Annotated in this window: 13 protein-coding genes and 1 other annotated feature; of the genes, 4 read left to right on the top strand and 9 right to left on the bottom strand. The window is 35.8% G+C overall.

The window, feature by feature from the left end; all coding sequences use genetic code 11:
- The coding region (locus COL05_RS12250; RefSeq protein ID WP_142337454.1) for an LPXTG cell wall anchor domain-containing protein at positions 1-378 on the top strand (378 nt) is incomplete at its 5' end.
- Positions 379-478: 100 nt separating this feature from the next.
- Here the strand turns inward: COL05_RS12250 and proS are convergent.
- A complete protein-coding gene (proS, locus tag COL05_RS12245) occupies positions 479-1,909 on the bottom strand; it encodes a proline--tRNA ligase (RefSeq protein ID WP_098668804.1) in 1,431 nt (476 codons plus the stop codon).
- 47 nt (positions 1,910-1,956) lie between these two features.
- Positions 1,957-2,163 (bottom strand) — a binding site (T-box leader).
- Between the two features lie 93 nt (positions 2,164-2,256).
- Positions 2,257-2,550, bottom strand: a complete 294-nt coding sequence (locus COL05_RS12240; RefSeq protein WP_142337452.1) for a YesK-like family protein — start codon at positions 2,548-2,550, stop codon at positions 2,257-2,259.
- 155 nt (positions 2,551-2,705) lie between these two features.
- Here COL05_RS12240 and COL05_RS12235 point away from each other — a divergent pair, with 155 nt between their 5' ends.
- Both COL05_RS12235 and COL05_RS12230 read left to right on the top strand, forming a co-directional pair.
- Positions 2,706-4,019, top strand: coding sequence for an alkaline phosphatase family protein (locus tag COL05_RS12235; RefSeq protein ID WP_098668802.1), 1,314 nt, complete (start codon positions 2,706-2,708; stop codon positions 4,017-4,019).
- 108 nt (positions 4,020-4,127) lie between these two features.
- Complete coding sequence (locus tag COL05_RS12230; protein ID WP_098668801.1) at positions 4,128-5,411, top strand: MFS transporter; 1,284 nt, start codon at positions 4,128-4,130, stop codon at positions 5,409-5,411.
- Between the two features lie 73 nt (positions 5,412-5,484).
- Here the strand turns inward: COL05_RS12230 and COL05_RS12225 are convergent, their stop codons facing one another.
- The 7 genes from COL05_RS12225 to COL05_RS12195 all read right to left on the bottom strand — a co-directional run bounded on the left by COL05_RS12225 (position 5,485) and on the right by COL05_RS12195 (position 8,989).
- Positions 5,485-5,736, bottom strand: a complete 252-nt coding sequence (locus tag COL05_RS12225; RefSeq protein ID WP_098668800.1) for a helix-turn-helix transcriptional regulator — start codon at positions 5,734-5,736, stop codon at positions 5,485-5,487.
- 56 nt (positions 5,737-5,792) lie between these two features.
- On the bottom strand, positions 5,793-7,025 hold the full coding sequence (locus COL05_RS12220; RefSeq protein WP_098668799.1) for an MFS transporter: 1,233 nt from the start codon (positions 7,023-7,025) through the stop codon (positions 5,793-5,795).
- Between the two features lie 66 nt (positions 7,026-7,091).
- Positions 7,092-7,673 carry a TetR/AcrR family transcriptional regulator gene (locus COL05_RS12215; RefSeq protein WP_001254436.1) on the bottom strand — a complete coding sequence of 194 codons (582 nt, stop codon included), beginning with the start codon at positions 7,671-7,673 and terminating at the stop codon, positions 7,092-7,094.
- An 80-nt stretch (positions 7,674-7,753) separates the two neighbouring features.
- On the bottom strand, positions 7,754-7,897 hold the full coding sequence (locus tag COL05_RS12210) for a hypothetical protein (protein ID WP_000817976.1): 144 nt from the start codon (positions 7,895-7,897) through the stop codon (positions 7,754-7,756).
- A gap of 127 nt (positions 7,898-8,024) precedes the next feature.
- A complete protein-coding gene (locus tag COL05_RS12205; RefSeq protein WP_071729602.1) occupies positions 8,025-8,279 on the bottom strand; it encodes a hypothetical protein in 255 nt (84 codons plus the stop codon).
- Between the two features lie 13 nt (positions 8,280-8,292).
- Entirely contained in the window at positions 8,293-8,607 is a 315-nt protein-coding gene (locus COL05_RS12200) for a thioredoxin family protein (protein WP_098668798.1), read from the bottom strand.
- Positions 8,608-8,617: 10 nt separating this feature from the next.
- Positions 8,618-8,989, bottom strand: a complete 372-nt coding sequence (locus COL05_RS12195; protein WP_098668797.1) for a DnaJ family domain-containing protein — start codon at positions 8,987-8,989, stop codon at positions 8,618-8,620.
- A gap of 372 nt (positions 8,990-9,361) precedes the next feature.
- On the opposite strand from COL05_RS12195, the gene COL05_RS12190 reads away from it, so the two are divergent.
- Complete coding sequence (locus COL05_RS12190) at positions 9,362-11,386, top strand: glycosyl hydrolase family 18 protein (protein WP_098668796.1); 2,025 nt, start codon at positions 9,362-9,364, stop codon at positions 11,384-11,386.
- Positions 11,387-11,481 lie beyond the last annotated feature (95 nt).

The following is an 11,481-nucleotide window of genomic DNA, read 5'->3' as shown; positions in this document are numbered from 1 at the left end:
GGCAATGGTTCTGGCGGCAATGGCTCTGGCGGCAGCGGTTCTGGCGGCAATGGTTCTGGCGACAACGGTTCTGGCGACAACGGTTCTGGTGGTAACGGTTCTGGTGGTAACGGTTCTGATGGTAACGGTTCTGATGGTAACGGTTCTAATGGTAACGGTTCTGATGGCAGTGGCTCTCAAGGTGACAACCGTGTTAAAGGCGATAGCAGTTCTCAGGGGGGCCACGGTTCCCAAGATGGTAATGTAAAAGATAATGTGAAAAAACAAGGCGATAAGTTACCTAATACAGCAACACATTATCCTGCATCTATTTTAACGGGGCTTTCAACATTCCTAATAGGTATGTTACTATTTATTCGCCGTAAAAATGCAAAATAAAACACTTCCTTCCATCTAAAAAATACATGAAATAAATCGTAAAAATGAAAAAGGACTTTGGGCAACCCAAAGTCCTTTTTATCACCTATCAGAAAGAGTATTAATACGCTTTTCCCCAATACACCATTTGTTTAGCTTCTTTACCACAACAAATACATTCGTCAGCTAAACGCTCTTGCTCAAAAGGCATACATCGAGAAGATACTCCAACTTCTTCTTTTAGTTTCTCTTCACAAGCTAATTCTCCGCACCACATTGCCTTAATAAATCCTTGTTTTTCATCAGCTACTTTTTTCATCCCTTCGAAATTCGTCGCACTATACGTATTCTCATCGCGGAATACTTTCGCCTTATTAAATAAAGAATGATGAATTTCCTCAAGTAGTGCTGGAATACGTTCTTCTAATTGGTCCATTGATATAAATTCTTTTTCTTTCGTATCTCTTCTTACAAGTACAACTTGATTCTTTTCAATATCTTTAGGACCAACTTCTAATCGAATTGGAATGCCCTTCATTTCATACTCATTAAATTTCCAGCCTGGTGTTTTATTACTAGCATCTATTTTTACGCGCGCAACCTTTTGAATATGTCCTTGTAACTCTGTTGCTTTCGCTAAAACTCCTTCTTTATGCTGAGCAATCGGTACGATAACAACTTGCACCGGTGCGACTTTAGGAGGCATTACAAGCCCATTATTATCACTATGAACCATAATAAGTCCACCTATCATTCTTGTTGATACTCCCCAAGATGTTTGGTGTACATATTGCCACTTACCGTTACGATCTAAAAATTTAATATCAAATGCTTCAGAGAAATTCGTTCCAAAGTTATGGGATGTTCCTGTTTGAAGTGCTTTTCCATCATGCATTAAGCTTTCAATTGTATAAGTTGCCTTTGCGCCCGCAAATTTTTCTTTTTCTGTTTTTTGTCCTTTAATTACCGGTATCGCTAAGTAATCTTCACAGAAAGAAGCGTATAGATTTAAAATATTTAATGTTTCAGCTTGCGATTCTTCTGCCGTTTCATGAATTGTATGACCCTCTTGCCATAAGAATTCCGTTGTACGAAGGAATGGTCTCGTTGTCTTTTCCCAACGAACTACTGAACACCACTGATTATATAACTTTGGCAAATCATTATACGATTGCACAATTTTTGAAAAATGCTCACAGAATAAAGTTTCAGATGTAGGGCGTATACAAAATCTCTCCGCTAACTTTTCATCCCCGCCATGTGTCACCCATGCTACTTCAGGAGCGAATCCTTCTACATGATCCTTCTCCTTTTGCAATAAACTCTCTGGAATAAACATTGGCATATACACATTTTCATGACCAGTTGCTTTTAACTTCTCATCCATCACTTTCTGCATATTTTCCCATAAGGCATAGCCGTACGGGCGTAGAATCATACATCCTTTTACACTTGAATAATCAACAAGTTCTGCTTTTTTTACAATATCTGTGTACCACTGTGCAAAGTCCTCTTCCATCTTCGTAATCGCTTGTACTTGTTCTTTTGCCATAGTCAGTCTTCCTCCTTCTAGAAAATACAAAAAAGCCCGCGTCCCTAAATAGGGACCGAGCTTTGCCGGCGTTACCACCCTGATTCATGCACAAAAATTGCGCATGCTCTCTTTTTGATAACGGGAAACTCCCGCTGCATATGCAGAACGCAAAGGTAGGTTCCATATCTCCTTTTTAAGAATCTTTCAGCCGGTTGGATTCTCTCTCTGCTAAAAAGGTTGAACATGTACTAATCCTTTTTCATCGTTATAACGAAATAAATTTGTTGATTATCATAATACAAATTCTTTTTTAAAACAATAGCTAATTTTCTCATTTTTATATATTCTTTTCGTTTTTTGCAGTTTTATACGTAGCTTTTTCTCGTGATTTTTAAAAGTTGATGTGCAATCATACCGATAAGTGTGCCAAGTAAAACGAAGAAACCAATAAATCCATATCCCATTCCTTCCCATCCACCAATCACCATCATTGAAACCGGAAAGGATGCTAAGCAAAGAAGTATTAAACTAAGTGCAAATATAATATCAAACTGCTTGTCTGGAAACTGTTTCTTTAATAAATACGAAATAGCAAATACAAGGATAATCGTAATTCCGCCAATGATGTAAAAAATACTAAATCCATCTAGCCAATCCATAGTATTCCCTCCTTCCATTCATTCCCTTATACTTGATTATATGTTTAATTTTTCTGAAAATAAACAATAAATTTCCACCTTAAAATTATATTTTTATTACTAGGTATTAATAGTAATATATAATAATAGGTTTTATATAATCAGGAGGGACCTTTATGGATAAAGCATTAACAAACCATGTCATTATTTTATCTTTCGATTGCTTATCAGCTTTAGATTTTCCTATATTACAAAAACTTCCTAATTTCCAAACATTAATAAACAAGGGTGCGATGGCAAAAAAAGTGGAACCTATTTATCCTTCTGTAACATACCCAAGTCACTCAACAATTGTTACTGGAAACTATCCTAATAAACATGGCGTATTTAGCAATACGTTACTTCAACCTGGACGCGAGTCACCCGATTGGCATTGGTACCGAAAATCTATTAAAGGAACAACGTTATACGATGAAGCACGTAAAGCAAATTTAACGACAGCTGCCCTTCTATGGCCTGTTACTGGCAGAGCAAATATTAATTATAATTTGCCTGAAATTTTTCCAAATAGACCGTGGCAAAATCAAGTGTTAGTTTCATTATTTAGTGGTAGCCCACTATACCAATTAGAATTGAATCACCGCTTTGGCCATATGCGAAATGGCCTGTCACAACCTGAACTCGATGATTTCGTACTTGCTTCTGCTGTGCATACAATCCAAACGAAGAAGCCGAATGTCATGTTTGTACATTTCACAGATTTAGACACCCAAAGACACTATCACGGCTTTGAATCAAAAGAAACGATAGCTGCAATTTATAGACACGATGAACGGCTAGGAAAAATTATTCAAGCTTTAAAAGACAGTGATCTATACGAAGAAAGTACAATTATCGCTCTTGGTGACCATAGCGCTTTAAGTGAAAACAAAGCCATTCAATTAAATGTACTATTTCATCAAAAAGGGCTTATATCTATAAATTCAAAAGGAAAATTAGTAGACTGGAAGGCCTATTGTCAAAGTTGTGACGGATCTGCCTATGTATATGTGAAAGATAAGAACGATACTGATACCATTCGAGACGTACAACTACTACTTGAAGAACTACTTCAAAATAAACAAAATGGAATTGAATTTATACTTCATGATGAAGCTGCAAAAGACTGCGGTGCCGATGGTAATTGTTTATTTATGTTGGAAGCGCGAGAAGGATATTATTTCACTGAAAACTATATAGGAGATTTTATAAAAGAGATTACTAAAAAAGACGTTATGCCTAGTAAAAAATATACATTTGGTACACATGGATACTCCCCAACAAAACCTAACTATGAAACAATTTTTATCGCTGCTGGGAAAGGGATAAAAAGCGGCGTTACCATCCCGTATATGAGACTTATTGATGAAGGTCCAACGATCGCGAGACTACTCGGTTTACACTTAGGTGAAACAGACGGGTCCATTGTAGAGGATTTACTCCAATTGTAAAGAACTGTGTATATATGTAAAAGTTATGTAAAAATCATCACTGTTTCTCTTTTTATAATTTTTATTTTTGTAGAATGTTAGTAGAACAAATTTAAGGGGGAACACTATATGAAAAAAATGTCCAGACAAGAAAAAAGCTGGATATTATACGATTGGGCGAACTCCGTATATTCGCTCATCATTACAACTGCATTATTCCCAATTTACTTTAAGGCAGCTGCAAAAGAAGTTGGGCTATCTGGTGCAACTTCAACAGCATATTGGGGATATGCAAACTCGTTCGCTACACTTTTAATTTCTATACTTGCCCCTATTCTCGGCACAGTTGCTGATTATAAAGGATTTAAAAAACGATTTTTCACATTCTTCTTTGGACTTGGCATTGTATTTACAAGTATGCTAGCAGTCGTCCCAGCATCTCAGTGGTACTTATTGCTAGGGTGCTATATGCTCGCATTAGTCGGTTTTGCTGGAGCAAACATTTTTTATGATGCATTTTTAGTAGATGTCACCTCTGAAGATAGAATGGATCGAATTTCTACGCGAGGTTTCGCACTGGGCTATATTGGGAGTACTATTCCTTTCATCGGTTGTATCGCTCTTATTATTCTTGCTCAAAAAGGAACGATCCCTTTATCTGTTGGCATTGCTAGTCAAATTTCATTTGCGATAACAGCTCTTTGGTGGGGGTTATTTACAATTCCAATGCTAAAAAACGTAGAGCAAACACACTATATTGAACGTCACCCTAGTCCAATCACAATGAGCTTCAAACGCCTTGCTGATACTTTTAAAAATATTAAAGAATATAAAACTGTATTCATGTTCCTAATCGCTTACTTTTTCTATATTGATGGGGTCGATACAATTATTACTATGTCCACCGCTTACGGAACAGATCTTGGTATTAGTGCAACGAATCTATTAATCATCTTATTCGTCACACAAATTGTAGCTTGTCCATTCGCTTTATTATACGGAAAATTATCAGAAACATTTACAGGTAAAAAGATGCTATATGTCGGTATTATTATTTATATCATTATCTGCACATATGCTTATTTCTTAAAAACGACACTCGATTTCTGGATTTTAGCAATGTTAGTTGCCACTTCTCAGGGGGGGATTCAAGCACTTAGCCGTTCCTATTTTGCAAAACTAGTACCTAAAGAATCGGCAAATGAATTCTTCGGATTTTATAACATATTTGGCAAGTTTGCCGCAATTATGGGTCCAGTATTAGTCGGTGTCACAACGCAATTAACAGGAAAAACAAACGCTGGTGTCCTTAGCATTATTGTACTGTTCCTTATCGGGGGATTCTTACTAACTAGAGTTCCAGAAAATCATACATCCGTTACACCACCTAATCCAAAGACTAAAACACTATAAGAAAAAGATCCTCTTCACATAAGAAGAGGATCTTTTCTATACTTTTATTAATAACGTCCCACAATGAAAGACGCTACATCTTATACAAAAATAGTTTATCAACAGTTGTTCCTAATACTTCCGCTAAACGAAAAGCTAATGCTAAGCTTGGATCATATTTATTATTCTCAATTGCATTTATCGTTTGTCTTGAAACTTTACATTTATCAGCTAATGCACCTTGTGAAATATTATTTTCAGTGCGTAATTCATAAATTTGATTTTTCACATCTTTTCTCCTAACATGTAAAATCGTTTTTACAACATTAGTATATAATCGGGACATTTCATTGTCAAAAGACTACCACAAAAAAAGGGAGCAATTTTGCTCCCTTACAATAGTTATTTCGAGGCTAACGAACTTGTTAGTTCCTCTTTATTCTCGACATCTTCTTTATTTATTTGCATGCGTAGAACCGGTCCTATAGCAAATAAAATAAGTGCCATCGCTATACAAAATACAGTAACTAGTGAGGTCATCTCCTTCAATCCTCCAGCTAGTGAAGTTCCAATTAACATTGCCCCCATAAACAGTGGCAGGATTGTTCCATTTACTCTTCCAACCATATTTTCTGGTACAAGTTGAATCATAAGCGTACCGACAACGATATTAACACAAGCTAAACAAATACCTGTTCCAAATCTCATAAAACTAGTAATCCAAAATGATGTAGATATCCCTTCTACTAAAAATGACATCGCTAATATGCTCATACCGAATATAAACATCTTTTTCGGATTCACTTTTGAAGCGAAAACTGCAGCAACAATACCACCGATTAACATACCTATCCCATCAGCTGCGGCTAAATATTGAACTGCTTCCTTTTCCATTCCAAGCCGTTCTATTACAAGAAACACTTCTAATGGATTCGTTAGTCCAACAGCTAAGCCCATAATGGTGAAAGTGATCGTAATCATACGTAAATTTTTTGTATGAAGAACGTATTTCCAACCTTCTTTTATATCATTTTTTAATGAATCCCTCGCCACTTGCTCTTTTTCAACCCATTTTGGTAAGAACGAAAGGGCGATAGCAGATAACAAAAATAAAATGATTAAACTATATAGTGACGTAAATAAACCAAGTTGTGTATACACAAGCGATCCTACCACTGGTCCAAAAATCAGAAATAATGACTGTAATGTTTGGTTAAATGCAATCGCATTTGCTACCTGTTCCTCTTTTACGTAGCGCTTAAATATACGAGAAGATGATGGCTGAGAAAACTGACCTACAATCGCGGAAATGAGTGTTGCAAAAAATATAGCCTGCCAATAATCTAGCTTTAACAACAAGACAATTCCTATAATAGACAGTACGCTTAATACATCTCCAGCAACCATCGTTCTTTTCGGGTTCCAGCGATCAGCTAGTGCACCACCGATAAACGAGAAAATAAAAATAGGTGCATATTCCATAACCGATAACAACGAAACTGAAACTGGATCATTATTCGTTCGCTCCATTATGAAATATAAAAGAGCCATATTTCTGATCCAAATTGCAAATTGTTGTAAAATATCAGATGCCATAACGAGCATAAATGCTCGGTTTTTAAATAAAGCGTTCATTTTCATTCCCCTTCCATAAACCGACCGTTCGGTCTAATTTATTTTGTAAGAAAAGCAACCGACTTATTATTCAGCTGCCATTCCCTTTAACAATACATCTATTGCCTTTTTATAAATACGTTGTAGCTCTTTATAATCTAACTCGTAGTAAAGTACTCCAAGCCCCGATAATAATCCATTCACAATATACATAAGGTCGCGCGTATTATCTTCACGAAACTCTCCAGACTGTATGCCTGCTTCAATTAGTTTCTCAAACATAACATATGACTCTCTAGTTAAAGCCAATAGTTCATCCAAAATCTCTTTACTTACAACTTGGCTCATAGAGAATTCCTCTATTGCATTTGAAATGGGTTGCTGTATGTCCTCTACATGATATTCCGCGAGACCATATAGTTTTTCAGTATTCGTACTATACAACTTCTCTTTTTCATTCCATTTTTCAAGCCAATCATACGTATGCTGTTTTACTACAAATAAAAATAATTCTTCTTTACTTTTAAAGTGATAATAAATGCTTCCTTTACTTCTCTCTGTAATTTCACAAATTTCTTCCATAGATGTAGCTGCATAGCCCTTCTGTGAAAACAGACTTTCTGCTTTATATGCAATTTCTTTCTTTATCTCTTCTGCGCTTCTTCTCATATTTACACCTCTTTAAACCGACCGTTCAGTCTAATGATAACAAATTAAAAACCTCTATCGCAAGAGGCTATATTCCTTATTTAAGAAAACGTACTTTCAAACCACGTTCGAATCATATGTATTATTCCAATTTTAAATCCTAATTTAACAAGAAATACACCTCCCGCAGCTAATAAAAACAACATTACTTTCCCCTTGTTTTTCACTTTCGGTTCCCTTTTCATTTCCATTCCCCTTAGTACGTTAAAGATATGTAATCAAACGTTTGTTTAACTGTTTTTATGCATATGTAAGCCAACTAATCAAACGTTTGTTTTAAAAAGAAATACGCCTATATAAAGCGCATTTTCATCAATCACCGCCACCTCCGCCTCCATCGCAGCTCCCTCCGCTATCTCCACCGAAAGATCCTCCGCAATCATGTGAGCCTCCATCGTGCGAGCTATCATTATCAGATCCAGCAAAGAAAAATAATGGTGATGAATTGTTAGATGAATTATGAATGTTATTTTGTTTCGTAAGATTTACCTTCTTTTTGTTCGATCGAACTGCTGTTACAATTATTCCAACTACAACAAATAATAGTATGAAAATAATAAATTCCATATAAAAACCTCCCTTAATCTTCGAATAATTGAATTGTTCTCTCTAAATTTTCAAGTGAAATAAAACGAGATTCACGAAGGATCTCTTTTCCATTATAAAATAATAAAACTGTTGGTCCTGTAAATACTGCATATCGCCCTGCAATTTCTTGCATGTCTTGTAGTAATAGTTCTACTTTCTCTACGTAATCATAATTCTCTAATACACCATTTACTTTTCTTAGCATAACATCACAGACACCACAATTTTCTGTTTTAATAAAGAGCAGTACTAATTGTTGTCTTTCAATATATGTTGCTAATTCTTCTATCGTTTCAAATGTATTCATCTTATCCCTCTTAACGTAATTTACGAAATACCTTATCTTGATACATACGAAAAGCCGAACTATCTTTAATTTTTCTCTTTTCCATTACCTGCTGAAAACGCAGCGTTTTTGCTGTTAACTCTTCTTGTAATTTTTTTCTCTCCGCTTCATCATAACAGCACGCAATTAAGTCTTCTATTTTTAATATATCTTTTTGTAGTTCCATTTCTGGCGGAATCATGCCCGCATTTTTTAAAATTTTATAACTCATTCTCAGTTCTGGAGGTACCGTTGAAAGGTCTTCTAATTGTAGTGGTTTTCCTTTTCCCGGAATATGATCAAGGTCTCCATTCCGTATTGCTTGTCGAATTTTTTCTTCAGCAATGTTCAAAAAGACATCCACACCATTCGCTCCTTTACATATTTTTACTATTATTTTACATGATATTTTCTCATCTCGCTACGCTATTACAAATTGATTTCATACAATTTTTTCTCAAATTTAATTCCAAGAAGCCTTTTCCTCCCTAATCAATATTTTATTTTCATGTGTAATCCGTATTAGAGCCACTTCATATTGAGAAAGTCTTTTCGAATCCAATAAAGCGTTTACACAAAATCTTACATTTGCTACGATTTAATCATCCCCAGCTCCCTTGTATAGACTTCGTGATGTCTGATCATTTTCATCTAGACGTTTCATACGTCTAGATTCATTTTGGTTTATTGGCGTAAGCCTTTAAATATATCTTTTATTTTGAAAGGAGAAATGACTATGAGATCAAAAAAATTCACGCTGCTATTACTATCCCTACTACTCTTCTTACCTCTTTTTCTCACAAACTTTATTAATCCAAATTTCGCATTAGCAGATTCACCAAAGCAAGGTCAAAAAATTGTTGGGTATTTTCCTTCTTGGGGCATTTACGGGCGTAATTATCAAGTTGCAGACATTGATGCATCAAAGCTAACTCATTTAAACTATGCTTTCGCTGATATTTGCTGGAATGGAAAACATGGAAACCCTTCTACTCACCCCGATAATCCAAATAAACAAACGTGGAACTGTAAAGAATCTGGTGTACCACTGCAAAATAAAGAGGTTCCTAATGGTACTCTCGTACTCGGTGAACCATGGGCTGATGTCACAAAATCTTATCCGGGATCAGGTACAACTTGGGAAGATTGTGATAAATACGCCCGCTGTGGAAATTTTGGAGAACTGAAACGATTAAAAGCTAAGTATCCTCACTTAAAAACAATTATTTCCGTTGGTGGCTGGACTTGGTCTAACCGCTTTTCTGATATGGCCGCTGATGAAAAAACAAGAAAAGTATTCGCTGAATCCACAGTTGCTTTTCTTCGCGAATATGGATTTGACGGTGTTGATTTAGATTGGGAATACCCGGGCGTTGAGACGATTCCTGGTGGTAGTTACCGTCCTGAAGATAAGCAAAACTTCACCCTACTCCTTCAAGATGTTCGAAATGCATTAACGAAAGCTACTGCAGAAGATGGGAAACAATATTTACTAACAATCGCGTCAGGTGCAAGCCAACGTTATGCGGATCATACAGAGCTAAAGAAAATCTCTCAAATACTGGATTGGATTAATATTATGACATATGATTTCCACGGTGGATGGGAAGCTACTTCTAACCATAATGCAGCTCTATACAAAGACCCAAATGACCCAGCTGCGGATACGAATTTTTACGTAGATGGTGCAATAGATATTTATACAAATGAAGGTGTTCCAGCAGATAAACTCGTATTAGGCGTACCTTTTTACGGGCGTGGATGGAAAAGTTGCGGAAAAGAAAATAACGGACAATACCAACCTTGTAAACCAGGTAGTGATGGAAAACTCGCTTCTAAAGGTACTTGGGATGATTATTCTACCGGTGACACAGGTGTGTACGATTATGGTGATTTAGCAGCTAATTATGTTAATAAGAATGGTTTTGTTCGCTATTGGAACGATGTAGCGAAGGTACCTTATTTATATAATGCGACTACAGGAACCTTTATTAGCTATGATGACAGCGAATCTATGAAATATAAAACAGACTATATAAAAACAAAGGGTTTAAGTGGCGCAATGTTTTGGGAGCTAAGCGGGGATTGCCGTACAAGTCCAAAATATAGTTGTAGTGGACCTAAATTACTTGATACGTTAGTAAAAGAGCTACTTGGTGGACCTATTACTCAAAAAGATACTGAATCACCAACAAACGTAAAAAATATTGCTGTTACAAATAAAAATTCAAACTCCGTTCAATTAAATTGGACTGCATCTACTGATAACGTAGGAGTTACGGAATATGAAATTACTGCCGGAGAAGAGAAATGGAGTACAACAACAAATAGCATTACAATTAAAAACTTAAAATCTAATACAGAATACACATTTTCAATAATAGCAAAAGATGCTGCTGGGAATAAATCACAGCCTACTTCTATTCTTGTAAAAACAGATGATACGAACACAACACCTCCTGATGGAAATGGGACTGCTACCTTTTCAGTCACTTCAAACTGGGGAAGTGGTTACAACTTCTCGATTGTAATTAAAAATAGTGGAACGACCCCTATTAAAAATTGGAAATTAGAATTTGATTACAACGGCAATTTAACACAAGTTTGGGATTCTAAAATTAGTAGTAAAATAAATAATCATTACGTAATTACGAATGCAGGATGGAATGGTGAAATTCCTCCTGGAGGATCCGTTACAATCGGAGGGGCAGGAACAGGCAATCCTGCTGAACTTGTAAATGTATCCATTAGCGAAAACTAAACGTAACCTCCATTAATTATTTCACTAAAGTTTGAATTTAGGTTTAAGTACTCTATCCTAAATTCAAACTTTTAATTTTATGAAAAATCACAAAT

The sequence above is a fragment of the Bacillus sp. AFS059628 genome (assembly GCF_002571225.1).
Classification (GTDB): Bacteria; Bacillota; Bacilli; order Bacillales; family Bacillaceae_G; genus Bacillus_A.
Note: the sequence above shows the minus strand (reverse complement) of the source record. Positions and strands in the feature narration are given on the sequence as shown.

Excerpts from the sequence above, each read along its gene's own strand:
- proS (WP_098668804.1), bottom strand. The coding sequence starts at position 1,909 with ATGGCAAAAGAACAAGTACAAGCGATTACGAAGATGGAAGAGGACTTT.
- COL05_RS12240 (WP_142337452.1), bottom strand. The coding sequence starts at position 2,550 with ATGGATTGGCTAGATGGATTTAGTATTTTTTACATCATTGGCGGAATT.
- COL05_RS12235 (WP_098668802.1), top strand. The coding sequence starts at position 2,706 with ATGGATAAAGCATTAACAAACCATGTCATTATTTTATCTTTCGATTGC.
- COL05_RS12230 (WP_098668801.1), top strand. The coding sequence starts at position 4,128 with ATGAAAAAAATGTCCAGACAAGAAAAAAGCTGGATATTATACGATTGG.
- COL05_RS12225 (WP_098668800.1), bottom strand. The coding sequence starts at position 5,736 with ATGTCCCGATTATATACTAATGTTGTAAAAACGATTTTACATGTTAGG.
- COL05_RS12220 (WP_098668799.1), bottom strand. The coding sequence starts at position 7,025 with ATGAACGCTTTATTTAAAAACCGAGCATTTATGCTCGTTATGGCATCT.
- COL05_RS12215 (WP_001254436.1), bottom strand. The coding sequence starts at position 7,673 with ATGAGAAGAAGCGCAGAAGAGATAAAGAAAGAAATTGCATATAAAGCA.
- COL05_RS12210 (WP_000817976.1), bottom strand. The coding sequence starts at position 7,897 with ATGAAAAGGGAACCGAAAGTGAAAAACAAGGGGAAAGTAATGTTGTTT.
- COL05_RS12205 (WP_071729602.1), bottom strand. The coding sequence starts at position 8,279 with ATGGAATTTATTATTTTCATACTATTATTTGTTGTAGTTGGAATAATT.
- COL05_RS12200 (WP_098668798.1), bottom strand. The coding sequence starts at position 8,607 with ATGAATACATTTGAAACGATAGAAGAATTAGCAACATATATTGAAAGA.
- COL05_RS12190 (WP_098668796.1), top strand. The coding sequence starts at position 9,362 with ATGAGATCAAAAAAATTCACGCTGCTATTACTATCCCTACTACTCTTC.